Consider the following 23,732-nt stretch of genomic DNA (forward strand, 5'->3'; position numbering starts at 1 on the left):
TGTGGGAGCTGGCGTGCCTGCTCCCTTGGTTTTAACCGAGTACATCCGCTAGACCAACACCTGCCGGGTACTCGCCATGTACTCATGAATCTGCTTCTCCACCCGCGGATGAATCAGCTCCACTGGCCGGCGGCCATTAGGGCACGGCAAGGTCTTGGTGGTGCCGAACAGGCGACAGATCAGCGGCCGCTCGTCATACACCGTGCAACCCTTGGGCCCCAGGTGCACGCAGTTCAGCTCGTCCATCGCCGCCTCTTGCTCGGCAGCGGTCTTGCGCGGCAGGCGCGACATTTCCTCGGGCGAGGTGGTCACCGGCCCACAGCAGTCGTGGCAACCGGGGACGCACTCGAACGAAGGAATCTGGCGACGCAGCGCGCTGATTTTCTGACTGTTGCAACTCATCGAAACCCATACCGAACGGCGAATAGACGTGGATTCTGACGCAAAACGCCCCGCGCAGACAGCGTCGTGCGACCACTGTATCCTGCGTCAAATTTTCCAGACAGGGAGGTTCCCCATGACCGCCAGCGCCCGGCACACCGCTTCCTACTACGCCGCCAGCAGCGTGCCGCAACCGGATTACCCGACGCTGACCGGTGAGGTAAACGCCGATGTCTGTGTGATCGGCGGGGGGTTCTCCGGGCTCAACACCGCCTTGGAATTGGCCGAGCGCGGCTTTCGCGTGGTGTTGCTGGAGGCGCGCAAAATCGGTTGGGGCGCCAGCGGGCGCAATGGCGGCCAGTTGATTCGCGGTGTCGGCCACGGGCTGGATCAGTTCACCCAGGTGATCGGCAGCGACGGCGTGCGCCAGATGAAGCTGATGGGCCTGGAAGCCGTGGAGATCGTGCGCGAGCGTGTGGAGCGCTTCCAGATCCCCTGTGACCTGACTTGGGGCTACTGCGACCTGGCCAATAAACCCCGCGACCTGCAGGGCCTGGCCGAGGATGCCGAAGAGCTGCGCAGCCTGGGTTACCGCCACGAAGTGCGCCTGTTGCAAGCCAGCGAGATGGGCACCGTAATCGGCTCTGATCGCTATGTAGGCGGCATGATCGATATGGGTTCCGGCCATCTGCACCCGCTGAACCTGGCACTGGGTGAGGCTGCCGTTGCCCAGCAGTTGGGCGTGGCGCTGTACGAGCAATCCCAAGTGACCCGTATCGACTATGGCCATGAGGTCAAGGTGCACACCGCCCAAGGCACTGTGCGCGCCAAGACCCTGGTACTGGCCTGCAACGCCTACCTGAACGGGCTCAACCCGCAACTGAGCGGCAAGGTGTTGCCCGCCGGCAGCTACATCATTGCCACCGAGCCCTTGAGCGAGGCGCAAGCCACCAGCCTGTTACCGCAGAACATGGCCGTGTGTGACCAGCGCGTGACGGTGGATTACTTCCGCCTGTCCGCCGACCGTCGCCTGTTGTTCGGCGGCGCCTGCCACTACTCCGGTCGAGACCCCAAGGACATCGGCGCCTACATGCGGCCGAAGATGCTGCAGGTATTCCCCCAATTGGCAGACGTGAAAATCGACTACCAATGGGGCGGCATGATCGGCATCGGCGCCAACCGCCTGCCGCAGATTGGCCGCCTGGCCGATCAACCCAACGTGTATTACGCCCAGGCCTATGCCGGCCATGGCCTCAACGCCACGCACCTGGCGGGCAAGCTGCTGGCCGAGGCCATCAGCGGCCAGCAACAGGGGCGCTTCGATCTATTCGCTCAGGTGCCACACATCACCTTCCCCGGCGGCAAACACCTGCGTTCGCCGTTGCTGGCCCTGGGGATGCTCTGGCACCGCCTCAAAGAACTGCTCTGATCAATCGCGCCAGAAGGGTTTCACACCCTCACGGCGCGCCTGCTCGGCGGTCAGCCCGATGTCGCGTAACTGCTCGCGGCTCAGGTCCAGCAGGGCCTTGCGCGTATGGCGACGGCGCCAGAACAGATGCCAGCGGCCAGGCGCCGGAGCAGTGAGCGCCTGCTCCTGCCCCGCTTCCAGTTCCTGACTGCGTAACGCCAGCCGTACATCGCTCATGCCGCTCATTTGACTGCCCCTCATTGGCCTGTTGCCTTGAGTGACCAGCATGCGCGGGCGGCCAGAACCATTACAGATTCAGCCAACTTTTATTAGATCCATACAGATACTCCCTATGCGTGGCTGAATCCTGTATTTTCCCTCTATCTGTACTGGTCCCTCGGGAGCGACCACCATGACTCTTTACGTCAACCTCGCCGAATTGCTCGGCACCCGCATTGAGCAGGGCTTCTATCGTCCGGGCGATCGACTGCCCTCGGTGCGGGCCTTGAGTGTGGAACATGGGGTGAGCCTGAGCACCGTGCAGCAGGCGTATCGGTTGCTCGAAGACAACGGCCTGGCGATGCCCAAGCCCAAGTCGGGCTATTTTGTTCCGGTGGGCCGTGAACTGCCGGCACTGCCCGAGATTGGCCGCCCGGCCCAACGCCCAGTGGAAATCTCCCAGTGGGACCTGGTGCTGGAACTGATTCGTGCGGTGCCGCGCAAAGACGTCATACAGATGGGTCGGGGCATGCCGGATGTATTGTCGCCCACCTTGAAGCCGCTGCTGCGTAGCCTCGCCCGTGTCAGCCGGCGCCAAGACCTGCCGGGGCTGTATTACGACAATATCCTCGGCTGTATGGAACTGCGTGAGCAAATCGCCCGGCTTTCATTGGACTCCGGTTGCCAACTGAGCGCCGAAGACATCGTGATCACCACCGGCTGCCACGAAGCCCTCTCCGCCAGCATTCACGCCATTTGTGAGCCTGGCGATATCGTCGCGGTGGATTCGCCCAGCTTCCACGGTGCCATGCAGACCCTCAAGGGCCTGGGCATGAAAGCCCTGGAAATCCCCACCGACCCGCTCACCGGCATCAGCCTGGAGGCCCTGGAACTGGCGCTGGAACAGTGGCCGATCAAAGTCATCCAGCTCACCCCAAACTGCAACAACCCCTTGGGCTACATCATGCCGGAAGCGCGCAAACGCGCCTTGCTGACCCTGGCCCAGCGCTTTGACGTGGCGATTATCGAAGACGATGTGTATGGCGAGCTGGCCTACAGCTACCCACGCCCGCGCACCATCAAATCCTTCGATGAAGACGGGCGTGTGCTGCTGTGCAGCTCGTTCTCCAAAACCCTGGCGCCCGGTCTGCGCATTGGCTGGGTCGCACCGGGACGCTATCTGGAACGGGTGCTGCACATGAAATACATCAGCACCGGTTCTACGGCTACACAGCCGCAGATTGCCATTGCAGAATTCCTCAAAGGCGGTCATTTCGAGCCGCATTTACGCAGGATGCGCACCCAATACCAACGTAATCGCGACTTGATGCTGGATTGGGTCAGCCGTTATTTTCCCGCTGGTACGCGTGCCAGCCGGCCCCAGGGCAGCTTTATGTTATGGATCGAGCTGCCGGAGGGCTTCGACACCTTGAAGCTCAACCGCGTGCTGGTGGAACAAGGCGTACAGGTGGCGGTAGGCAGTATCTTCTCCGCTTCCGGCAAGTACCGTAACTGCTTGCGCATGAACTACGCTGCCAAGCCAACAGCGCAGATTGAAGAGGCCGTGCGCAAGGTAGGTGCTGCCGCTGGCAAGATGCTGGAAGAGACGGCGGACTGACCTTTCCCGAGCAATTGCCGTCATATGCCACAACCGCCCTGACCTGGAAGCAGTTTCCTTGATGATTCGACGGCTTTTACCGTTTTGCCTGCTGGCCGCCCTGGCCCTGGGCGGCTGCGCCACGGTCGACACCCCGCGCATCCCCAGCGATGCCCTGCCGGCGAAGGACTCCTCGTTCGGTCGCTCGATCCAGGCCCAGGCCGCCCCCTACCAAGGGCGCTCGGGCTTTCGTTTGCTGCCCAACAGCAGTGAAGCCTTCATGGCCCGCGCCGAGTTGATCCGCAACGCCCAGACCAGCCTCGACTTGCAGTACTACATCGTGCACGACGGCATCAGCACACGCATGCTTGTGGACGAACTGCTCAAGGCCGCCGACCGCGGGGTGCGCGTACGCATTCTACTGGACGACACCACCAGCGATGGCCTCGACCAGATCATCGCCACCCTCGCCGCCCATCCCAAGGTGCAGATACGCCTGTTCAACCCGCTGCACCTGGGGCGCAGCACCGGCGTTACACGCGCCATGGGCCGTGTATTCAACCTGTCGCTGCAACACCGGCGCATGCATAACAAGCTGTGGCTGGCCGATAACAGCGTGGCCATCGTTGGCGGGCGCAACCTGGGCGACGAGTATTTCGACGCCGAACCCAACCTGAATTTCACCGACATCGACATGCTCAGCGTCGGGCCGGTAGCCGAGCAATTGGGTCACAGCTTCGACCAGTACTGGAACAGCGCCCTGAGCAAGCCTATCGATGACTTCGTCTCGAACAAACCCTCCAAGGTCGACCTCGCCGTCGCCCGCGGGCGCCTTGAAGCCTCGCTGGCTCAGTCCCGTCAGCAGAACCACGCGCTGTATAACCGCCTGCGCACTTACCAGACCCAGCCCCGCATGGACATCTGGCGCCGCGAGTTGATCTGGGCCTGGAACCAGGCGCTGTGGGACGCACCGAGCAAGGTACTGGCCAAGGCCGACCCCGACCCGCGACTGTTGCTGACCACCCAGCTGGCGCCAGAGCTGGCGGGGGTCAGCCATGAGCTGATCATGATTTCGGCTTACTTCGTACCGGGCCAACCTGGGCTGGTCTACCTCACAGGGCGTGCCGATGCGGGTGTTTCGGTGCGCCTGCTGACCAACGCCCTCGAAGCCACCGACGTACCGGCCGTGCACGGCGGTTATGCGCCGTATCGCAAGGCACTGCTGGAGCACGGGGTGAAGCTCTATGAGCTGCGCCGGCAGCCGGGCGATCCCAGCGCAAGCAGCGGCCCGCACCTGTTTCGGCATGGCAGCTGGCGCGGCTCGGACTCCAGCCTGCACAGCAAGGCGATGATTTTCGATCGAGAAAAGTCGTTTATCGGCTCATTCAATTTCGACCCGCGCTCAGTGCTGTGGAACACCGAAGTCGGCGTACTGGTGGACAGCCCCGAACTGGCCGAACACGTGCGCAACCTGGCGCTGGAAGGTATGGCGCCAGCGTTGAGCTATGAGGCCAAACTGCAGGACGGCCAAGTGGTGTGGGTGACAGAAGACAACGGCCAGATGCACACTCTGACTTGCGAACCGGGCAGTTGGTGGCGGCGGTTCAACGCTTGGTTCGCCACCAGTGTTGGCCTGGAACGCATGCTCTAAAACCCCTGCGGATCACCTGTGGGAGCCGGGCTTGCCCGCGATAGCGGTGTGCCAGACAACAAATCAGCTGGCTGACAAACCGTCATCGCAGGCAAGCCAGCTCCCACATTGGCCGCGTTTAAAGGTCAGGCCGGCTGCGTAGCGCCGAAAGCCCCCTGGCGCAGCAACAGCACCACCAACCCCAGCGCCCCGGCCGCCATCAACAGCGGCAGCGCATGCCCACTGATCCACTGGCTGCCCGCTCCTGCCACCAGCGGCCCGATCAGGCAGCCAATGCCCCACAGCTGCGCCACGTGAGCGTTGGCACGCACCAACGCATCGTCGCGGTAGCGCTCGCCAATCAAAATCAGCGACAAGGTGAACAACCCGCCGGCACTGGCGCCGAACAGCACCCACACCGGCCAGATCAGCAAGGTGTGCATCAATAACGGCACCGCCAGGCTCGACGCCAGCAACAGCAGTGCACAGGCCAGAAACAGAGTGCGTCGCGGCAGATAGTCGGCCAGCGCGCCAATGGGCAATTGCAGCAACGCATCGCCCACCACCACCGTGCTGACCATCGCCAAGGCGATCTCAGCGGTAAAACCCTGTTGCAGGCAATACACCGGCAACAACGTCAGAATCATCGCTTCGAAGGCAGCGAACAACGCCACAGCCCAGGCAATCGCCGGCAGGCCCAGGCAAAAGCGCCACAGGTCGCCAAACGTCACGCTGAACGAATCCGCTGTCGGCGCCCCGGTACGTCCTAGCAACAGTAACGGCGCCACCACTAAAAGGCCTGCGCCGACCCAGAAGCCATAGTCATGATCGGTGCCTATCAGGCCCAGCAGCAACGGCCCCGACAGCTGGCTCAAGGCATAACTGCAGCCGTAGAGCGCCACCAGGCGGCCACGCCACTGCTCGACCACCAATTGGTTGATCCAGCTTTCACCCAGGATAAATACGATGGTCAGGATCACCCCGATCATCAGCCTGAGCACCAGCCACACCGGGTAGCTGGGCAGGATCGCCAGCAAGCCGATGGACACCGCACCGGCCCACAGGCACAGGCGCATCAGGTTGGCAGTGCCGAGCCAGGACGCCATGCGGCTGGAGACCTTGGCGCCCAGCAGGACGCCGAATGCCGGCATCGCCGCCATCACGCCAATGGCGAAACTGCCATAACCCCAACCTTCAAGACGCAGGGATACCAACGGCATGCTGACACCCAGGGCCAGGCCAACGCTGAGTACCGAGGCCAGCACGGCGAAATATGTCGCCCAACGCATTGCCACGCTCCTGTGGATAATTCTGCTTCGCAAAACGAACTGTAGGAGCGAGCTTATGTGGGAGCTGGCTTGCCTGCGATACAGACGCCTCGGTGTGTCAGCCACACCTCAGTGATGCTATCGCAGGCAAGCCAGTTCCCACACAGGCTCGCTCCTACAGGGGATCAGCAGTGTTGCTTAGAGCTTGATCCAGGTCGCCTTCAGCTCGGTGTACTTGTCGAATGCATGCAGCGACTTGTCGCGGCCATTACCCGACTGCTTGAAACCACCGAACGGTGCGGTCATGTCGCCGCCGTCGTACTGGTTAACCCACACGCTGCCGGCGCGCAGAGCCTTGGCCGTCAGGTGTGCCTTGGAGATATCCGCCGTCCACACCGCCGCAGCCAGGCCGTATTGGGTGTCGTTGGCGATGGCGATGGCTTCTTCGGCGCTGTCGAAAGTGATCACCGACAGGACCGGGCCAAAGATCTCTTCCTGGGCGATCTTCATGGCATTGGTCACGCCGTCGAAAATCGTCGGCTCGACGTAGGTGCCGCCGGACTCTTCCAGGGTGCGCTTGCCACCCGCGACCAGCTTGGCGCCGTCGGCGTGGCCGGCTTCAATGTACGAAAGCACGGTGTTCATCTGTTGCGTATCCACCAATGCACCCACAGTGGTGGCTGGGTCCAGTGGATTGCCGGGTTTCCAGCCCTTGAGGGCCTCGATCACCAGCGGCAGGAAGGTGTCTTTGATCGAACGCTCGACCAGCAGGCGCGAGCCGGCAGTGCAGACTTCGCCCTGGTTGAAGGCAATGGCGCTGGCGGCGGATTCGGCCGCCGCTTGCAGGTTCGGCGCGTCGGCAAACACGATGTTCGGGCTCTTGCCACCGGCTTCCAGCCATACACGCTTCATGTTCGACTCGCCGGAGCGGATCAACAGTTGCTTGGCGATCTTGGTGGAGCCCGTGAACACCAGGGTATCGACGTCCATGTGCACCGCCAGGGCGTTACCCACGGTGTGGCCATAGCCAGGCAGCACGTTGAACACGCCTTTTGGAATACCAGCCTCAACGGCCAACGCGGCGATGCGGATGGCGGTGAGCGGGGATTTTTCGGACGGCTTCAGGATGACAGAGTTGCCGGTGGACAGCGCCGGGCCGAGTTTCCAGCACGCCATCATCAACGGGAAGTTCCACGGCACGATGGCGCCAACAACACCGACGGGCTCGCGGGTCACCAGGCCCAGTTGATCGTGGGGCGTGGCGGCGACTTCGTCGTAGATCTTGTCGATCGCCTCGCCGCTCCAGCTCAGGGCTTGCGCCGCGCCGGGGACGTCGATGTTCAGGGAATCGCTGATGGGCTTGCCCATATCCAGGGTTTCAAGCAGCGCCAGCTCTTCGGCGTTGGCCTTGAGCAGCGCGGCGAAACGGATCATGACGGACTTGCGCTTGGCCGGTGCCAGGCGCGACCACACGCCGGAATTGAAAGTGGCACGCGCATTTTCCACGGCGCGCTGGGCATCGCTGGCATCACAGCTGGCGACAGTGGCCAGCAAGCGCCCATCCACCGGGCTGATGCATTCGAAGGTGTCACCGGAAACGGCGGCGGTGTATTCGCCATTGATATAGGCGCGGCCTTCGATCTTCAGAGCCTTGGCGCGTTGTTCCCAGTCGGCACGGGTCAGGGTGGTCATGCGAGTGTCCTCCTCTTATTGAATACAAGGGCCTGGGAGGTTTATCCCGGCGCCATCACGAATGCTTGCCCGACCAGCCTGCTGTTCGGCTCAAGGCAGCTGCCACCCTAAACCAGCGGCTGGGGATGTTTCAATATATTTGACATAACGGCGGCAAACGCCCTTGCGATGTTCATTTTAATAAACATAGACTTTGGACTCTCCAACCGCAGGCCAGACGGGAAATGCACATGAGCATCCAGGACATCGTCGATTTCAGCCAAGCCAACACCGCCCCCGAACGCTACCGCCCTGCCGCCGAGAAAATCCTCAAGGGCGATCCCGAGCAGACACTCTACAACCACTACAACAGCCCATGCGGCCAGATGAACGCCGGCGTCTGGGAAGGTGAAGTGGGCCAGTGGAAGGTCAACTACACCGAGCATGAGTACTGCGAGATCGTGCAAGGCGTGTCGGTGTTGCGTGATGCCGAGGGGAATGCCAAGACCCTGCGGGCCGGCGATCGCTTTGTGATCCCTGCCGGTTTCAGCGGTACCTGGGAAGTGCTGGAAGCGTGCCGCAAGATCTACGTGGTGTTTGAAGAGAAAGCCTGATCATTGATTGATCGACAACGGGACGCTAAGCGTCCGAGACGGCATTCCCACGCAGAGCGTGGGAACGATCAGGCAAAAAAAAGCCCGCATCGTGAGATACGGGCTTTTTTTCACAAGGAGGAAAATCAATTACTTGATTTTGCCTTCTTTGTAGATCACGTGCTTGCGAACGCGCGGGTCGAACATTTTCTTTTCGAGCTTGTCCGGGGTAGTACGCTTGTTCTTGTCGGTAGTGTAGAAGTGACCAGTACCGGCGCTAGAGATCATTCGAATCAATTCACGCATGATAGAGCTCCTTAGATCTTGCCAGCGGCGCGGATTTCGGCCAGCACGACAGTGATGCCACGCTTGTCGATAATACGCATGCCTTTAGCAGATACGCGCAGACGCACGAAACGTTTCTCTTCTTCAACCCAGAAGCGGTGATGCTGCAGGTTCGGCAGGAAACGACGACGGGTTTTGTTATTTGCGTGGGAAATGTTATTCCCAGTCACCGGACCCTTACCGGTAACTTGACAGACTCTCGACATGCCTCAGCCCTCTAAAACCACATGCCCAACCCGGCATGGGTTGGCCGCTTAATCTCTCAGTCATTTGGCGCCAGGCGCCGCGTTTCTTTAGGGTCTTACCGGCTACACCTACAGTGAAGGAACCGGGCCCCTAGAAAAGAGCGCTGCTTTATACCAGAAAGACCCCAGTGCAACAACAACCTGTGTACTTTTAGCAGCGTAAATCTTGGCCACAAGTGCCTGAACCGCTGCCAGGAGGGGCCGCTGTAACAGCCGACCGCTCGTCGCACAGAATGATTTACAACGCCTGCGGTCACAGGGAAGTGCACGGCGAAACACGCTGAGGCGCCATCAAAACAGCATTTTGGCCAAAAGCACAGGCAAAAATGGGCTAGTCATTTATCAATCAGACCTCTACGGTAGGCTTTTTCCAGACTGCACTCGCAGATGGGCCTTCGATCTGCACAGGAAACCGAATATGCGCCTCGCTGCCCTACCGCTATTGCTTGCCCCTCTCTTTATTGCGCCGATGGCCGTTGCGGCCACCAACTTGAGCGTATGCACCGAGGCCAGCCCCGAAGGCTTCGATGTGGTGCAGTACAACTCACTGACCACCACCAACGCCTCGGCCGACGTGCTGATGAACCGTTTAGTGGAATTCGACGCGGCCAGTGGCAAGTTGGTACCGAGCCTTGCAGACAGCTGGGAAGTGTCGCCCGATGGGCTGACGTACACCTTCAAACTGCACCCCGATGTGAAATTCCATCGCACCAGTTATTTCAGCCCAAGCCGCACCTTGACCGCCGAAGACGTGCGCTTCAGCTTCGAGCGCATGCTCGACCCGGCCAACCCGTGGCACAAGATCGCCCAGAGCGGCTTTCCTCACGCCCAATCCCTGCAATTGCCCACACTGGTCAAGAAAATCGACGCCCTTGACCCACTGACCGTGCGCTTCACCCTCGACCATGCCGATTCCACCTTCTTACCAGCACTGAGCATGGGCTTTGCCTCGATCTATCCGGCTGAATATGCCGATAAATTGCTCAAGGCCGGCACACCCGAGAAGCTCAACAGCCAGCCAATCGGCACCGGCCCGTTTGTGTTCGTGCGTTTCCAGAAAGATGCCGTGGTGCGTTACAAGGCCAACCCGGACTACTTCGCCGGCAAACCGGCGGTGGATAACCTGATTTTCGCCATCACCCCGGACGCCAACGTACGCCTGCAGAAGCTGCACCGCGATGAATGCCAGATCGCCCTGTCACCCAAGCCCCTGGATGTGGGCGAGGCCGAAAAAGACTCGGCGCTGAAGGTGGAAAAAACCGCCGCCTTCATGACCGCGTTCGTCGCCATCAACAGCCAGCACCCACCGCTGGACAAGCCCGAAGTGCGCCAGGCGATCAACCTGGCCTTTGATAAGGGCAGCTACCTCAAGGCCGTGTTCGAAGGCACCGCCGAAGCAGCCAACGGTGTCTACCCGCCGAACACCTGGAGCTATGCCAAGGAGTTGCCAGGCTACCCGCAGGACCTCGCCAGAGCCAAGGCGCTGCTGGGCCGCGCCGGGCTCAAGGACGGCTTCAAGACCACAATATGGACCCGCCCTACGGGCAGCCTGCTGAACCCCAACCCGAACCTCGGCGCCCAACTGTTGCAGGCCGACCTGGCCAAGGTTGGCATCCAGGCCGAGATTCGCGTGATCGAATGGGGCGAGTTGATCCGCCGCGCCAAGGCCGGCGAGCACGACTTGCTGTTCATGGGCTGGGCCGGCGACAACGGCGACCCGGATAACTTCCTGACGCCGCAGTTCTCCTGCGCCGCGGTGAAGTCCGGCACCAACTTTGCCCGCTATTGCGACCCTACCCTGGATAAGTTGATCAGTGCGGGCAAAACCACCAGCGAGCAAGGTGTGCGCAGCAAGCTGTATCAGCAGGCCCAGGCGCAGATCCAGCAACAGGCGCTGTGGCTGCCACTGGCGCATCCGACGGCGTTTGCCTTGACCCGCAAGAACATCCAGGGGTACCAGGTAAGCCCGTTCGGGCGCCAGGACTATTCGAAAGTCAGCCTCAAGCCCTAAGGCACACTCCCACCTGTAGGAGCGAACTTGCTCGCTCCTACAGAGGCAGGGCCGTTACAGCCAACCGTATTCAGCCATCGACAGCGGGTCGCCATCGCCCACGATGATATGGTCCAGCACCCGCACATCCACCACGTCCAGCGCCTTCTGCAGCAGCTTGGTCAATTTTCGATCAGCCGCGCTGGGCTCCGCGTTCCCCGACGGGTGGTTGTGGCACAGGATCAACGCCGCCGCGTTGTACGCCAAGGCGCGCTTGACCACTTGTCGCGGATAGACAATCGCAGCGTCGATGGTGCCCTGGGAAATGACCTCGAACCCCAGCACCCGATGCTTTGAGTCCAGAAACAGGCAGCCGAATATCTCATGGGGCTCATGGCGCAGCAGCGCCTTGAGGTACTCGCGCACGGCCAACGGGCTCTCCAGCATCGAGTCAGCCCGCAAGCGCTCAGCCAAGTGGCGCCGGGACATTTCCAGCACCGCCTGCAGTTGGGCAAACTTCGCCGGGCCCAGCCCTAGATGCTGGCTGAACAACGTCTGGCTGGCCTCCAGTAACGGGCGCAGCCCACCGAATTGCGCCAACAGATGGCGCGCCAGATCCACCGCACTTCGGCCGGCAACCCCCGTACGCAGGAAAATCGCCAACAGCTCGGCATCGGACAGGATCGCTGCGCCGCCTTCCAATAATTTCTCCCGCGGACGCTCCGCCACGGGCCAATCACGAATACTCATCCCACCTCCCTGTATCTGCTCCGCTGTTGCCCGGCGGGCGCTGTGTTATCGTAGGGCCCTCTTTTTTGCCGGCGATTTCACCTGGGGAGGGGTCATCGCAGGCGTCACTGAACTGGCATCACTGAACTGGAAAGGCAAACCAATGCAGCGTCTGTATCGGAAACGCATCGTTCTCGGCGTCGGCGGCGGCATTGCCGCCTACAAGAGCGCAGAGTTGGTTCGCAGGCTCCTGGACCAGGGCGCCGAAGTGCGCGTGGTCATGACCCGTGGTGGCAGTGAGTTCATCACCCCGCTGACCATGCAAGCCCTGTCCGGCCACCCGGTTCACCTCGACCTGCTGGACCCGGCCGCAGAAGCCGCCATGGGCCATATCGAACTGGCCAAATGGGCCGACCTGGTGCTGATCGCCCCGGCCACTGCCGACCTGATCGCCCGCCTGGCCCAGGGCATTGCCGATGACCTGCTCACCACCCTGGTATTGGCCACCGACGCCACCGTCGCTATCGCTCCGGCCATGAACCAGGCCATGTGGCGCGACCCGGCCACCCAAGCCAATACCCAACTCCTGCAAACCCGCGGCCTCAAGGTGTTCGGCCCGGCATCCGGCAGCCAGGCCTGCGGCGACGTCGGCCTGGGCCGCATGCTCGAAGCCACGGACCTCGCACAATGCGCCGCCGAGTGCTTCCAGCACCTGGCCCTGACCGGCAAGCACGTGCTGATCACCGCTGGCCCAACCCAGGAAAACATCGACCCGGTCCGCTACATCACCAACCATAGCTCAGGAAAAATGGGCTTCGCGTTGGCAGAAGCCGCGGTCGAGGCAGGCGCACGGGTCACACTGATCACAGGTCCCGTGCATCTGCCGACCCCTGATCGCGTCACGCGGATCGACGTAGTCAGCGCCCGGGACATGTTGGCGGCCTGCGAAGCCGCCATTCCCTGCGACCTGTTTATCGCCTCGGCAGCGGTTGCGGATTACCGCCCGGAGGTCGTGGCCCCGCAGAAGCTCAAGAAAGACCCTACGAGCGGCGACGGCCTGCTCCTGCAAATGGTGCGTAACCCGGACATCCTGGCCACCATCGCAACCCGTCCAGACCGTCCGTTCAGCGTCGGCTTCGCTGCCGAGACCGAGCACCTGCTGGACTACGCCGCACGCAAACTGAAAGACAAAAACCTCGACCTGATCGTTGCCAATGATGTCGCCAACCCGAGCATCGGCTTCAACAGCGAGGAAAATGCGTGCAGCGTGATCGACCGCGAACTGCACGCCACCCTTTTCGCCCAGACCAGCAAGGGCAAGATTGCCCGCCAACTGATCTCTTTTATCGCCCAACGGCTGAACCAGGTTTAATGTCCATGCACGCTTTGCAAGCCAAGATTCTCGACCCACGCCTCGGCAACGAATTCCCTCTGCCGGCGTACGCCACGCCGGGTTCCGCCGGCCTGGACCTGCGCGCCATGCTCAAGGAGGACACCGTCCTTGAGCCGGGCCAAACCATCCTGATTCCCACTGGCCTGTCGATCTATGTCGGCGATCCTGGCTTGGCGGCGCTGATCCTGCCGCGCTCCGGCCTGGGTCACAAACATGGCATCGTGCTCGGCAACCTGGTCGGCCTGATCGACTCCGACTACCAGGGCGAGTTGATGGTGTCGTGCTGGAACCGTGGCCAGACTGCTTTCAACATCGCCGTCGGCGAGCGCATCGCCCAACTGGTATTGGTGCCGGTGGTGCAGGCGCATTTTGAATTGGTGCAGGAATTCGACGAAACCCAACGCGGCGCAGGCGGTTTTGGGCATTCCGGCAGTCACTGACTAAGCTGAACGTGGCCGGATGCAATCGTCCGGCCACGCGCCACCGCCCGGCTTTTCAGGATGAAGAATGCGCGGAAATAATCATCGAGATTTCTCTAATGAAATCAAAGGACTACGTAAAAATAATGCTAGCGCCGAAGCGCCGATGGCATTTTTACACCACGAACTCTCTGCCGAAAACGCCGTCATACCCTTCAGTTTGAGCCTGCCGGCCAGCCACATCAGGCCCGCCTTGCCCCCTTTCAGATGGAGTTTCCCCCGCGATGAGTACCGCAGCCCGCGTAGCCCCGACCTTTCCCGACAGCATTTTTCGCGCCTATGACATCCGTGGTGTGGTCCCCAAGACCCTGACCGCCGAAACCGCCTACTGGATCGGCCGCGCCATCGGCTCCCAGAGTCTGGCCCAAGGCGAACCCAACGTTTCGGTGGGCCGTGACGGCCGCTTGTCTGGCCCGGAGCTGGTCGAGCAACTGATCCAGGGCCTGGCTGACAGCGGCTGCCACGTCAGCGACGTCGGTCTGGTGCCAACCCCCGCGCTGTACTACGCCGCCAACGTACTGGCGGGCAAATCCGGGGTCATGCTTACCGGCAGCCACAACCCGTCGGACTACAACGGCTTCAAGATCGTCATCGCTGGCGACACCCTGGCCAATGAGCAGATCCAGGCCCTGCACACCCGCCTGAAGACCAACGACCTGACCCGCGGCACAGGGACCATCACCAAGGTTGACATCCTGCAACGCTACTCCGATGAAATCACCCGTGACGTCAAGCTCGCCCGCCGCTTGAAAGTCGTGGTGGACTGCGGCAACGGCGCAGCGGGTGTGATTGCCCCGCAATTGCTCGAAGCCCTGAACTGCGAAGTGATCCCACTGTTCTGCGAAGTGGACGGCAACTTCCCCAACCATCACCCAGACCCAGGCAAGCCGGAAAACCTGGTGGACCTGATTGCCAAGGTCAAGGAAACAGGCGCCGACGTCGGCCTGGCCTTCGATGGCGACGGGGACCGTGTGGGCGTGGTGACCGAAACCGGCGAGATCGTGTTCCCGGACCGCCTGTTGATGCTGTTTGCCCGCGACGTGGTTGCGCGCAATGCCAACGCCGAGATCATCTTCGACGTGAAATGCACGCGTCGCCTGACGCCATTGATCAAGGAGTACGGCGGTCGCCCGCTAATGTGGAAGACCGGTCACTCGTTGATCAAAAAGAAAATGAAGGAAACCGGCGCGCTGTTGGCCGGTGAAATGAGCGGCCACGTGTTCTTCAAGGAGCGCTGGTTCGGGTTTGATGATGGTATTTACAGCGCCGCTCGCCTGCTGGAGATCCTCAGCAAGGAGAAATCCACGGCCGAAGAGCTGTTTCAGACCTTCCCGAATGATATTTCTACGCCAGAAATCAATATCCATGTGACCGAGGAGAGCAAATTCAGCATCATTGACGCATTGCACGATGCGCAATGGGGTGAAGGCGCCAACCTGACCACCATTGATGGTGTGCGAGTCGATTACGCCAAAGGCTGGGGCCTGGTTCGCGCGTCCAACACCACACCGGTGCTGGTCCTGCGTTTCGAGGCGGATACCGAGGCTGAGTTGCAGCGCATCAAGGACGTGTTCCACGCCCAGTTGAAACGTGTTGCCCCTGATCTCCAATTACCGTTCTGATTTTTTGCCCGGAGCCCTGAATGACCCTCGAACGCGAAGCCGCTGCCAACACCGCCAAGGTCCTGTCCGAAGCGTTGCCTTATATTCGACGCTACGTCGGCAAGACGCTGGTGATCAAGTACGGCGGCAATGCCATGGAAAGCGATGAGCTGAAAACCGGCTTTGCGCGCGACATCGTGCTGATGAAGGCCGTAGGGATCAACCCCGTGGTCGTCCACGGCGGCGGCCCGCAAATCGGCGACCTGCTCAAGCGGTTGTCCATCGAGAGTCACTTCATCGATGGCATGCGCGTCACTGACGCGCAAACCATGGACGTGGTGGAAATGGTCCTCGGCGGCCAGGTCAACAAAGACATCGTCAACCTGATCAACCGCCACGGCGGCAGCGCCATCGGCCTGACCGGCAAGGATGCGGAACTGATCCGCGCCAAGAAACTGACCGTGACCCGCAAGACGCCGGAGATGACCCAGCCGGAAATCATCGACATCGGCCAGGTGGGCGAAGTCATCGGCATCAACACCGATTTGCTCAACCTGCTGGTCAAGGGCGACTTCATCCCGGTAATTGCGCCGATCGGCGTGGGTGCTAATGGCGAGTCCTATAACATCAACGCCGATCTGGTAGCCGGTAAGGTGGCGGAAGCACTGAAGGCTGAAAAGCTGATGCTGCTGACCAACATCGCCGGCTTGATGGACAAGGAAGGCAAGGTACTGACCGGCTTGACTACCCAGCAGGTAGACGACCTGATCGCCGACGGCACCATCTACGGCGGCATGTTGCCGAAGATCCGTTGCGCACTGGAAGCGGTGCAGGGCGGCGTCGGCAGCTCGCTGATCCTGGATGGCCGCGTGCCAAATGCAATCCTGCTGGAAATCTTCACCGATACTGGTGTGGGCACGCTGATCAGTAACCGCAAGCGTCCTTAACCGCTGCAAAGCAAAAAGCCCCGCTCAATCGAATTGAGCGGGGCTTTTTGTTTGTACACAGTTCAAATGTGGGCGCTGGCTTGCCTGCGATGACGGCAGTACATTCTAAAATGCACCGCCTGACACACCGCTATCGCGGGCAAGCCCGCTCCCACAGGATTCAGTGTCAGACGCCGAACTGCTCGCGGTAGGCACGCACCGCCGGCAAATGCTGCTTGAGCTGCGGGTCATCTTCCAGGAACTGCAACACCTGGTTCAACGACACGATGCTCACCACCGGAATGCCGAAGTCACGCTCCACTTCCTGGATCGCCGACAACTCACCGTTGCCGCGTTCCTGACGGTTCAAGGCGATCAGTACACCGGCAGCCTTGGCGCCGTCCTGGGAAGCGATGATCTGCATCACTTCACGGATAGCAGTACCCGCGGTGATCACGTCATCGATGATCAGCACCTCGCCGGTCAATGGCGCGCCGACCAGGCTGCCACCTTCACCATGGGCCTTGGCTTCCTTACGGTTGAAACACCACGGCAAGTCCTGCCCGTGATGCTCCGCCAGCGCTACCGCCGTCGCCGCTGCCAGGGGAATACCCTTGTAGGCCGGGCCAAAGAGTACGTCGAAGGAAATACCGCTCTCAACGATGGCTGCCGCATAGAAACGGCCCAGCTGAGCCAGGGCCGAACCTGAGTTGAACAGGCCCGCATTGAAGAAGTACGGGCTGGTGCGCCCGGACTTGAGGGTGAACTCACCGAAGCGTAAAACGCCGCGATCGATGGCAAAACGAATGAAATCGCGCTGATACGCCTGCATGAAAAAAGCCTCAGATACCACGGATTTAGCTAATTGGGTGGACGGCGTGTATCATACACGCACGCGATTTTTGGGGCCATTTATGCGGATCATCAGTGTGAACGTTAATGGTATTCAGGCTGCAGTCGAGCGTGGTTTGCTCAGTTGGCTGCAAGCACAGAATGCCGACGTCATCTGCCTGCAGGACACCCGTGCCTCCGCCTTTGAACTGGACGACCCAGCCTTCCAACTGGATGGCTACTTCCTTTATGCCTGCGATGCCGAAGTGCCCACCCAAGGTGGCGTGGCTTTGTACTCGCGGTTGCAACCCAAGGCGGTCATCAGCGGCCTCGGCTTCGAGACAGCCGACCGCTACGGGCGTTACCTGCAAGCCGATTTCGACAAGGTCAGCATCGCGACCTTGCTGCTTCCTTCCGGGCAGAACGGCGATGAAGACTTGAACCAGAAATTCAAGCTAATGGACGATTTCGCCCGTTACTTGGATAAACAGCGACGTAAACGTCGCGAGTACATTTATTGTGGCTCGCTGTACGTGGCGCAACAGAAGCTGGATATCAAGAACTGGCGCGACAGCCAGCAATCCCCAGGCTTCCTGGCGCCGGAACGCGCCTGGATGGACGAGATTGTCGGCAACATGGGCTATGTCGATGCCCTGCGCGAAGTCAGCCGCGAAGGCGACCAGTACAGCTGGTGGCCAGATAACGAACAGGCTGAGATGCTCAACCTGGGCTGGCGTTTCGACTACCAGCTGCTGACCCCAGGCCTGCGCCGGTTCGTACGCAGTGCACGCCTGCCGCGCCAGCCGCGCTTCTCGCAGCACGCGCCGCTGATCGTGGACTACGACTGGACATTGACCATCTGAGGTCGTTTTCCAGGCACAAAAAAACCGACACTGATGTCGGTTTTTTTGTGGCCGTTCGGTTACTTGACCAGGCGCCAGGTCCACGGATAGCGATAGGCAATGCCTTTGTTGGCCTTGATACCGGCGATGATCGTCAGTATCAACGCCCCGATCACCAGCACGGTCATCAGCAAGAAGCCAACAACCACGAAGCCCAACAAGAGGCACACCAGCCAGGCGATCGCCACGGTGATCTGGAAATTCAGCGCCTCCTTGCCCTGGTCATCGATGAGCGGGTCCATGTCCTTCTTGAATTGCCACAGGATCAACGGCCCCAGCAAGCTGCCGAAGGGGAATACCAACCCCAGGAATGCCGCAAAATGACACAACATTGCCCACTGGCGTACTTCCTTGGACGGGGCCGGGACCGGCAACTGGCTGTCATTCATGGCGCTTCTCCTTGGGGCCGGCTCAGTCAGCCAGCGCGGCGTTCTGCAATTCAAAGATTTCGGTCATGCCTTTCTGGGCCAAGGCCAGCATGGCGTTCAGCTCAGCCGGCTGGAATGGCGCGCCTTCGGCAGTGCCCTGCACTTCGATGAAACCACCGGTGCTGGTCATGACCACGTTGAGGTCGGTCTCGGCGGCCGAGTCTTCCAGGTAGTCCAGGTCCAACACAGGCTCGCCCTGGTACATGCCAACCGACACAGCGGCGATCATCTGCTTGAGCGGGTCACCCGCTTTCAGGCCGCCACGCTTCTTGATCACTTTCAGTGCGTCGACCAGGGCCACCATGGCGCCGGTGATGGACGCCGTGCGGGTGCCGCCATCTGCCTGGATCACGTCGCAGTCGACGTAGAGGGTCACGTCACCCAGCTTGGACATATCCAGGGCAGCACGCAGGGAACGGCCGATCAAGCGCTGGATTTCCAGGGTACGCCCGCCTTGCTTGCCACGGCTGGCTTCACGCTGGTTACGCTCGCCAGTCGCGCGCGGCAGCATGCCGTATTCAGCGGTCAACCAACCCTGGCCCTGGCCCTTGAGGAAGCGCGGCACGCCGTTTTCGACGCTGACAGTGCAGATGACCTTGGTATCGCCAAACTCGACCAGTACGGATCCCTCGGCGTGTTTGGTGTAGTTGCGGGTGATGCGGATCGAGCGGAGCTGATCGGCAGCGCGACCACTTGGACGTTTCATAGGGGATACCTGTACTGAGGACGAAAAACTGCCGAGCATTATAGAGCCGCAAGCCGGTTCGGGGCACTTCTAAAAAATCCGGTTACCAATGCCCGGGTTTGGGCGCCTACCTCCCACTGCGCTACAATCCTGCGCCTCCAGACTGTAGGAGCGAGCTTGCTCGCGAAAAACGCCAACAATTACGGGGGCTTCCTGATTCAGCGCGGCGCCTTGCGTTCTTCGCGAGCAAGCTCGCTCCTACAGGTCGGCCTGGCCAATTTCTATTTATCCAACGCGAGGTACCTCCATGGTGCACAGCATGACCGCCTTCGCCCGTGTCGAAAAAGCCGGGACCCAAGGCACCCTCAGCTGGGAACTGCGCTCGGTCAACAGCCGTTACCTGGAGCCGCACCTGCGCCTGCCAGAGTCGTTCCGCGACCTCGAAGGCGCCGTGCGTGAAGCGCTGCGCCAGGGCATTTCCCGTGGCAAGCTGGAATGCACCCTGCGCTTTACCGAAGAAACCACCGGCAAGCCGCTGCAGGTCGACCGCGACCGCGCCGCCCAACTGGTGGCCGCTGCCGAAACCATCGCCGGCCTGATCAAGCAGCCGGCCGCATTGAACCCTCTGGAAGTATTGGCCTGGCCCGGCGTGCTGGTGGCCGACGCGGCTGACCCACAGGCCCTGAATGCCGAAGCCCTCGCCCTGTTCAACCAGGGCCTGAAGGAACTCAAGGCCGGCCGTGAGCGCGAAGGCACCGAACTGGCGCGCCTGATCAGCGAGCGGCTGACGTCGATCGAAGCCGACGTAGTGACCCTGCGTGAACTGGTACCGCAGATGCTCGCCACCCAGCGCCAGAAGGTCCTCGACCGCTTCACCGACATGAAGGCCGACCTCGACCCGACGCGCCTGGAACAGGAAATGGTCCTGCTCGCACAGAAGAGCGACGTGGCCGAAGAACTCGACCGCCTGAGTACCCATATCCTTGAAGTGCGCCGCGTACTCAAGTCGGGCGGTGCCGCCGGTCGGCGCCTGGACTTCCTGATGCAGGAACTCAACCGCGAAGCCAATACACTGGGCTCCAAGGCGTTCGACCCGCGCAGCACCACGGCGGCGGTCAACCTCAAAGTGTTGATCGAGCAAATGCGCGAACAAGTACAGAATATTGAGTAAGGCACCCTCCATGACCCACAGCACCGGCACCCTTTACATCATTTCCGCCCCTTCGGGCGCGGGCAAGAGCAGCCTGGTCAAGGCCTTGACCGACGCTGACGAGCAGATCCGCATTTCGGTCTCGCACACCACCCGCGCCATGCGCCCGGGCGAAGTGGACGGCGTGCACTATCACTTCGTCGAGCGTACCGAGTTCGTCAAGATGATCGAACACGGTGACTTCCTGGAGCGCGCCGAAGTGTTCGGCAACCTCTACGGCACCTCGCAGAGCCACCTGCAACAGACCCTGGACGAAGGCCACGACCTGATTCTGGAGATCGACTGGCAGGGCGCCGAGCAAGTGCGCCAGCTGATGCCCAAGGCGCGCTCCATCTTCATCCTGCCGCCCTCGCTCCAAGCCCTGCACCAGCGTCTGACCAACCGTGGCCAGGACAGCGACGAGATCATCGAAGGTCGCATGCGTGAGGCCGTCAGCGAAATGAGCCACTACGTCGACTACGACTACCTGATCATCAATGACGACTTTACCCACGCATTGGACGATTTGAAGGCGATTTTCCGCGCCAACCAACTGCAGCAAAAGCGCCAACAGCAACGTTTCGGCAAATTACTCGCCGAATTGCTCGGCTGATTGGCTCTTCCCAAAACAGCTGCAAGGGCCTTACATTGGCACTTGTAGCGGTTTTGCGAAGGCCTGCCAAAAATCAGCGCTTCCCTAAACGCTGGTGATTTTTTAAACTGCTCAGTCCGCTCGCCCAACCGGGCAGCGCGCATCTTGCATTCGCTCCGAGGAATACCATGGCCCGCGTAACCGTTGAAGACTGCCTAGAACACGTGGATAACCGCTTTGAGCTGGTCATGCTCTCTACCAAGCGTGCCCGTCAACTGGCCACTGGCGGCAAAGAGCCCCTGGTCCAGTGGGAAAACGACAAGCCTACCGTTGTAGCCCTGCGTGAAATCGCTGAAGGCCTGATGAGCTACGAGTTCATCGCCAACGCCGAAATCGTTGAAGACGAACCGCTGTTTGCAGCGTTCGAAGGCGAGTCCAACGAGGACGTCTAAGCCTATGCCTGGTCGACGTAGCACGGCACGGGGTCACAGCCATCGGCAGGAGTTCACACTTTGCCGAGCATAGACGCCCTCGCCGATCGCTTATCGGCCTACCTCGGCGCCGACCAGGTCAACCTGGTTCGCCGAGCGTATTTCTACGCCGAACAAGCCCACGACGGCCAACGCCGCCGTAGCGGCGAGGCGTATGTCACCCATCCTCTTGCGGTGGCCAATATTCTTGCCGACATGCACATGGACCATCAGAGCCTGATGGCCGCGATGCTGCATGACGTGATCGAAGACACCGGCATTGCCAAGGAAGCGCTCAGTGCGCAATTTGGCGAAACCGTGGCCGAACTGGTCGATGGGGTCAGCAAGCTGACCCAGATGAACTTCGAGACCAAGGCCGAAGCCCAGGCGGAAAACTTCCAGAAGATGGCCATGGCCATGGCCCGAGACATTCGGGTGATCCTGGTCAAGCTGGCCGACCGGCTGCACAACATGCGCACGCTGGAAGTGCTGTCCGGCGAAAAGCGCCGACGCATCGCCAAGGAAACCCTGGAAATCTATGCGCCCATCGCCAACCGGCTGGGTATGCACGCCATTCGTATCGAATTCGAAGACCTCGGTTTTAAAGCCATGCACCCCATGCGTTCGGCGCGCATCTACCAGGCGGTCAAGCGCGCACGGGGCAATCGCAAGGAAATCGTCAACAAGATCGAAGAGTCCCTGAGCCATTGCCTGGCGATCGACGAGATCGAGGGCGAGGTCAGCGGTCGGCAAAAGCACATTTACGGCATCTATAAGAAGATGCGCGGCAAGCGCCGGGCCTTCAACGAGATCATGGACGTGTACGCGTTCCGGATTATCGTCGACAAGGTCGATACCTGCTACCGCGTGCTGGGCGCTGTACATAATTTGTACAAGCCGCTGCCGGGCCGCTTCAAGGACTACATCGCAATTCCCAAGGCCAACGGCTACCAGTCGCTGCATACCACCCTGTTTGGCATGCACGGCGTGCCGATCGAGATCCAGATCCGCACCCGCGAAATGGAAGAAATGGCCAACAACGGCATTGCCGCCCACTGGCTGTACAAGTCCAGCGGCGACGAGCAGCCCAAAGGCACCCATGCTCGCGCGCGCCAATGGGTCAAGGGCGTGCTGGAAATGCAGCAACGTGCCGGCAACTCCCTGGAATTTATCGAAAGCGTGAAGATCGACCTGTTCCCGGACGAGGTCTACGTGTTCACGCCCAAAGGCCGGATCATGGAGCTGCCCAAAGGCTCCACGGCGGTCGATTTTGCCTACGCAGTGCACACCGATGTCGGCAACAGCTGCATCGCCTGTCGCATCAACCGGCGCCTGGCCCCGCTGTCCGAACCACTGCAAAGCGGTTCCACGGTGGAGATCGTCAGCGCACCGGGCGCTCGCCCCAACCCGGCCTGGCTCAACTTTGTGGTCACCGGCAAGGCGCGTACGCATATTCGCCACGCGCTGAAATTGCAGCGCCGCTCCGAATCCATCAGCCTGGGCGAACGCCTGCTGAACAAGGTGCTCAACGGCTTCGACAGCGCCCTGGACAAGATCCCGCAAGAGCGCGTGCAAGCGATGCTCCACGAGTACCGCCAGGAAACCATCGAAGACCTGCTGGAAGATATCGGCCTGGGCAACCGCATGGCTTACGTGGTTGCGCGCCGCCTGCTGGGCGAAGGTGAACAGTTGCCGAGCCCTGAAGGCCCGCTGGCAATTCGCGGCACCGAGGGCCTGGTGCTCAGCTACGCCAAATGTTGCACGCCGATCCCGGGTGACCCGATTGTCGGCCACTTGTCCGCCGGCAAAGGCATGGTGGTGCACCTGGACAACTGCCGCAACATCACCGAAATCCGCCACAACCCGGAAAAATGCATCCAGCTCTCGTGGGCCAAGGATGTCACCGGCGAATTCAACGTCGAGCTGCGGGTTGAGCTGGAACACCAGCGCGGCCTCATCGCCCTGCTGGCCAGCAGCGTCAACGCCGCCGACGGCAATATCGAGAAAATCAGCATGGACGAACGCGATGGTCGCATCAGCGTGGTCCAACTGGTGGTCAGCGTGCACGACCGTGTGCACCTGGCCCGCGTGATCAAAAAGTTGCGCGCCTTGACCGGTGTGATCCGCATCACCCGCATGCGTGCATAACCGATCCATTAC

At 61.0% G+C, this 23,732-nt stretch carries 23 protein-coding genes and 1 pseudogene; 14 read left to right on the plus strand and 10 right to left on the minus strand.

The genetic code is table 11. The features are described 5' to 3' along the window. Positions 1–48 precede the first annotated feature (48 nt). Complete coding sequence (locus MHH62_RS23805; RefSeq protein WP_003195461.1) at positions 49–402, minus strand: YkgJ family cysteine cluster protein; 354 nt, start codon at positions 400–402, stop codon at positions 49–51. Between the two features lie 115 nt (positions 403–517). Here MHH62_RS23805 and MHH62_RS23810 point away from each other — a divergent pair, with 115 nt between their 5' ends. Next, positions 518–1,810, plus strand: a complete 1,293-nt coding sequence (locus tag MHH62_RS23810; protein ID WP_058410134.1) for an FAD-binding oxidoreductase — start codon at positions 518–520, stop codon at positions 1,808–1,810. Here the strand turns inward: MHH62_RS23810 and MHH62_RS23815 are convergent, their stop codons facing one another. Further along, positions 1,811–2,035 (minus strand): DUF1127 domain-containing protein, encoded by a 225-nt coding sequence (locus MHH62_RS23815; RefSeq protein WP_198832929.1) that lies wholly within the window; start codon positions 2,033–2,035, stop codon positions 1,811–1,813. 166 nt (positions 2,036–2,201) lie between these two features. Between MHH62_RS23815 and MHH62_RS23820 the strand changes: the two genes are divergently transcribed. Then, positions 2,202–3,626: a PLP-dependent aminotransferase family protein gene (locus MHH62_RS23820; RefSeq protein ID WP_003195467.1), complete on the plus strand. Its 1,425-nt coding sequence runs from the start codon at positions 2,202–2,204 to the stop codon at positions 3,624–3,626. 61 nt (positions 3,627–3,687) lie between these two features. After that, positions 3,688–5,256: a phospholipase D family protein gene (locus MHH62_RS23825; protein ID WP_032901893.1), complete on the plus strand. Its 1,569-nt coding sequence runs from the start codon at positions 3,688–3,690 to the stop codon at positions 5,254–5,256. 125 nt (positions 5,257–5,381) lie between these two features. Here MHH62_RS23825 and MHH62_RS23830 read toward each other — a convergent pair whose 3' ends face one another. Both MHH62_RS23830 and MHH62_RS23835 read right to left on the minus strand, forming a co-directional pair. Beyond that, on the minus strand, positions 5,382–6,524 hold the full coding sequence (locus MHH62_RS23830; protein ID WP_019819806.1) for an MFS transporter: 1,143 nt from the start codon (positions 6,522–6,524) through the stop codon (positions 5,382–5,384). Between the two features lie 177 nt (positions 6,525–6,701). After that, positions 6,702–8,195 carry an aldehyde dehydrogenase gene (locus tag MHH62_RS23835; protein ID WP_003195472.1) on the minus strand — a complete coding sequence of 498 codons (1,494 nt, stop codon included), beginning with the start codon at positions 8,193–8,195 and terminating at the stop codon, positions 6,702–6,704. 230 nt (positions 8,196–8,425) lie between these two features. Between MHH62_RS23835 and MHH62_RS23840 the strand changes: the two genes are divergently transcribed. Beyond that, positions 8,426–8,788, plus strand: coding sequence for a cupin domain-containing protein (locus tag MHH62_RS23840; RefSeq protein ID WP_014720478.1), 363 nt, complete (start codon positions 8,426–8,428; stop codon positions 8,786–8,788). A 129-nt stretch (positions 8,789–8,917) separates the two neighbouring features. On the opposite strand, the gene rpmG is transcribed toward MHH62_RS23840, so the two are convergent. Together rpmG and rpmB are read right to left on the minus strand one after the other, a co-directional pair. Beyond that, complete coding sequence (gene rpmG, locus MHH62_RS23845; protein ID WP_003176906.1) at positions 8,918–9,073, minus strand: 50S ribosomal protein L33; 156 nt, start codon at positions 9,071–9,073, stop codon at positions 8,918–8,920. An 11-nt stretch (positions 9,074–9,084) separates the two neighbouring features. Beyond that, positions 9,085–9,318: a 50S ribosomal protein L28 gene (rpmB, locus tag MHH62_RS23850; RefSeq protein ID WP_003176907.1), complete on the minus strand. Its 234-nt coding sequence runs from the start codon at positions 9,316–9,318 to the stop codon at positions 9,085–9,087. Between the two features lie 457 nt (positions 9,319–9,775). Here rpmB and MHH62_RS23855 point away from each other — a divergent pair, with 457 nt between their 5' ends. Continuing rightward, positions 9,776–11,368, plus strand: coding sequence for an ABC transporter substrate-binding protein (locus MHH62_RS23855; RefSeq protein ID WP_339232031.1), 1,593 nt, complete (start codon positions 9,776–9,778; stop codon positions 11,366–11,368). 54 nt (positions 11,369–11,422) lie between these two features. Here the strand turns inward: MHH62_RS23855 and radC are convergent, their stop codons facing one another. Next, complete coding sequence (gene radC, locus MHH62_RS23860; RefSeq protein ID WP_339232032.1) at positions 11,423–12,097, minus strand: DNA repair protein RadC; 675 nt, start codon at positions 12,095–12,097, stop codon at positions 11,423–11,425. A gap of 142 nt (positions 12,098–12,239) precedes the next feature. On the opposite strand from radC, the gene coaBC reads away from it, so the two are divergent. From coaBC to argB, 4 genes and pseudogenes are all read left to right on the plus strand, one after another. Next, complete coding sequence (gene coaBC / locus MHH62_RS23865; RefSeq protein ID WP_003195481.1) at positions 12,240–13,448, plus strand: bifunctional phosphopantothenoylcysteine decarboxylase/phosphopantothenate--cysteine ligase CoaBC; 1,209 nt, start codon at positions 12,240–12,242, stop codon at positions 13,446–13,448. A gap of 5 nt (positions 13,449–13,453) precedes the next feature. After that, the gene (dut, locus tag MHH62_RS23870; RefSeq protein ID WP_014720481.1) at positions 13,454–13,909 is read left to right on the plus strand and encodes a dUTP diphosphatase; all 456 of its coding nucleotides are present in this window, start codon (positions 13,454–13,456) and stop codon (positions 13,907–13,909) included. A gap of 248 nt (positions 13,910–14,157) precedes the next feature. After that, positions 14,158–15,570, plus strand: a pseudogene (locus MHH62_RS23875) (phosphomannomutase/phosphoglucomutase); the annotation flags it as partial. 20 nt (positions 15,571–15,590) lie between these two features. Further along, positions 15,591–16,496 carry an acetylglutamate kinase gene (gene argB / locus MHH62_RS23880; RefSeq protein WP_003213275.1) on the plus strand — a complete coding sequence of 302 codons (906 nt, stop codon included), beginning with the start codon at positions 15,591–15,593 and terminating at the stop codon, positions 16,494–16,496. Between the two features lie 166 nt (positions 16,497–16,662). On the opposite strand, the gene pyrE is transcribed toward argB, so the two are convergent. Next, positions 16,663–17,307 (minus strand): orotate phosphoribosyltransferase, encoded by a 645-nt coding sequence (pyrE, locus tag MHH62_RS23885; protein WP_014720483.1) that lies wholly within the window; start codon positions 17,305–17,307, stop codon positions 16,663–16,665. Positions 17,308–17,389: 82 nt separating this feature from the next. Here pyrE and MHH62_RS23890 point away from each other — a divergent pair, with 82 nt between their 5' ends. Then, positions 17,390–18,169, plus strand: coding sequence for an exodeoxyribonuclease III (locus tag MHH62_RS23890; RefSeq protein WP_003195493.1), 780 nt, complete (start codon positions 17,390–17,392; stop codon positions 18,167–18,169). A gap of 59 nt (positions 18,170–18,228) precedes the next feature. On the opposite strand, the gene MHH62_RS23895 is transcribed toward MHH62_RS23890, so the two are convergent. After that, the gene (locus MHH62_RS23895) at positions 18,229–18,597 is read right to left on the minus strand and encodes a DUF4870 domain-containing protein (RefSeq protein WP_003195495.1); all 369 of its coding nucleotides are present in this window, start codon (positions 18,595–18,597) and stop codon (positions 18,229–18,231) included. 22 nt (positions 18,598–18,619) lie between these two features. Further along, the gene (gene rph, locus MHH62_RS23900; RefSeq protein WP_003195497.1) at positions 18,620–19,342 is read right to left on the minus strand and encodes a ribonuclease PH; all 723 of its coding nucleotides are present in this window, start codon (positions 19,340–19,342) and stop codon (positions 18,620–18,622) included. Positions 19,343–19,628: 286 nt separating this feature from the next. Between rph and MHH62_RS23905 the strand changes: the two genes are divergently transcribed. From MHH62_RS23905 to spoT, 4 genes are all read left to right on the plus strand, one after another. Continuing rightward, positions 19,629–20,492 carry a YicC/YloC family endoribonuclease gene (locus MHH62_RS23905; protein ID WP_014720484.1) on the plus strand — a complete coding sequence of 288 codons (864 nt, stop codon included), beginning with the start codon at positions 19,629–19,631 and terminating at the stop codon, positions 20,490–20,492. Positions 20,493–20,502: 10 nt separating this feature from the next. Next, positions 20,503–21,123 (plus strand): guanylate kinase, encoded by a 621-nt coding sequence (gmk, locus tag MHH62_RS23910; RefSeq protein ID WP_019818119.1) that lies wholly within the window; start codon positions 20,503–20,505, stop codon positions 21,121–21,123. 167 nt (positions 21,124–21,290) lie between these two features. Further along, positions 21,291–21,554 carry a DNA-directed RNA polymerase subunit omega gene (rpoZ, locus tag MHH62_RS23915; RefSeq protein ID WP_003195508.1) on the plus strand — a complete coding sequence of 88 codons (264 nt, stop codon included), beginning with the start codon at positions 21,291–21,293 and terminating at the stop codon, positions 21,552–21,554. Positions 21,555–21,614: 60 nt separating this feature from the next. Beyond that, the gene (spoT, locus tag MHH62_RS23920; protein ID WP_003195510.1) at positions 21,615–23,720 is read left to right on the plus strand and encodes a bifunctional GTP diphosphokinase/guanosine-3',5'-bis pyrophosphate 3'-pyrophosphohydrolase; all 2,106 of its coding nucleotides are present in this window, start codon (positions 21,615–21,617) and stop codon (positions 23,718–23,720) included. The last annotated feature ends 12 nt before the right edge of the window (positions 23,721–23,732 follow it).

The organism is Pseudomonas sp. FSL L8-0168 (assembly GCF_037976155.1).
Classification (GTDB): domain Bacteria; phylum Pseudomonadota; class Gammaproteobacteria; order Pseudomonadales; family Pseudomonadaceae; genus Aquipseudomonas; species Aquipseudomonas paracarnis.

What these genes read in the sequence shown, in the direction of transcription:
- argB (WP_003213275.1), top strand. Translation starts at nt 15,591, where the DNA reads ATGACCCTCGAACGCGAAGCCGCTGCCAACACCGCCAAGGTCCTGTCC.
- gmk (WP_019818119.1), top strand. Translation starts at nt 20,503, where the DNA reads ATGACCCACAGCACCGGCACCCTTTACATCATTTCCGCCCCTTCGGGC.
- rph (WP_003195497.1), bottom strand. Translation starts at nt 19,342, where the DNA reads ATGAAACGTCCAAGTGGTCGCGCTGCCGATCAGCTCCGCTCGATCCGC.
- MHH62_RS23835 (WP_003195472.1), bottom strand. Translation starts at nt 8,195, where the DNA reads ATGACCACCCTGACCCGTGCCGACTGGGAACAACGCGCCAAGGCTCTG.
- coaBC (WP_003195481.1), top strand. Translation starts at nt 12,240, where the DNA reads ATGCAGCGTCTGTATCGGAAACGCATCGTTCTCGGCGTCGGCGGCGGC.
- MHH62_RS23895 (WP_003195495.1), bottom strand. Translation starts at nt 18,597, where the DNA reads ATGAATGACAGCCAGTTGCCGGTCCCGGCCCCGTCCAAGGAAGTACGC.
- MHH62_RS23810 (WP_058410134.1), top strand. Translation starts at nt 518, where the DNA reads ATGACCGCCAGCGCCCGGCACACCGCTTCCTACTACGCCGCCAGCAGC.
- MHH62_RS23815 (WP_198832929.1), bottom strand. Translation starts at nt 2,035, where the DNA reads ATGAGCGGCATGAGCGATGTACGGCTGGCGTTACGCAGTCAGGAACTG.
- dut (WP_014720481.1), top strand. Translation starts at nt 13,454, where the DNA reads ATGCACGCTTTGCAAGCCAAGATTCTCGACCCACGCCTCGGCAACGAA.
- rpmB (WP_003176907.1), bottom strand. Translation starts at nt 9,318, where the DNA reads ATGTCGAGAGTCTGTCAAGTTACCGGTAAGGGTCCGGTGACTGGGAAT.
- MHH62_RS23840 (WP_014720478.1), top strand. Translation starts at nt 8,426, where the DNA reads ATGAGCATCCAGGACATCGTCGATTTCAGCCAAGCCAACACCGCCCCC.
- MHH62_RS23825 (WP_032901893.1), top strand. Translation starts at nt 3,688, where the DNA reads ATGATTCGACGGCTTTTACCGTTTTGCCTGCTGGCCGCCCTGGCCCTG.
- rpmG (WP_003176906.1), bottom strand. Translation starts at nt 9,073, where the DNA reads ATGCGTGAATTGATTCGAATGATCTCTAGCGCCGGTACTGGTCACTTC.
- pyrE (WP_014720483.1), bottom strand. Translation starts at nt 17,307, where the DNA reads ATGCAGGCGTATCAGCGCGATTTCATTCGTTTTGCCATCGATCGCGGC.
- MHH62_RS23855 (WP_339232031.1), top strand. Translation starts at nt 9,776, where the DNA reads ATGCGCCTCGCTGCCCTACCGCTATTGCTTGCCCCTCTCTTTATTGCG.
- MHH62_RS23830 (WP_019819806.1), bottom strand. Translation starts at nt 6,524, where the DNA reads ATGCGTTGGGCGACATATTTCGCCGTGCTGGCCTCGGTACTCAGCGTT.
- MHH62_RS23890 (WP_003195493.1), top strand. Translation starts at nt 17,390, where the DNA reads ATGCGGATCATCAGTGTGAACGTTAATGGTATTCAGGCTGCAGTCGAG.
- rpoZ (WP_003195508.1), top strand. Translation starts at nt 21,291, where the DNA reads ATGGCCCGCGTAACCGTTGAAGACTGCCTAGAACACGTGGATAACCGC.
- MHH62_RS23805 (WP_003195461.1), bottom strand. Translation starts at nt 402, where the DNA reads ATGAGTTGCAACAGTCAGAAAATCAGCGCGCTGCGTCGCCAGATTCCT.
- MHH62_RS23905 (WP_014720484.1), top strand. Translation starts at nt 19,629, where the DNA reads ATGGTGCACAGCATGACCGCCTTCGCCCGTGTCGAAAAAGCCGGGACC.
- MHH62_RS23820 (WP_003195467.1), top strand. Translation starts at nt 2,202, where the DNA reads ATGACTCTTTACGTCAACCTCGCCGAATTGCTCGGCACCCGCATTGAG.
- radC (WP_339232032.1), bottom strand. Translation starts at nt 12,097, where the DNA reads ATGAGTATTCGTGATTGGCCCGTGGCGGAGCGTCCGCGGGAGAAATTA.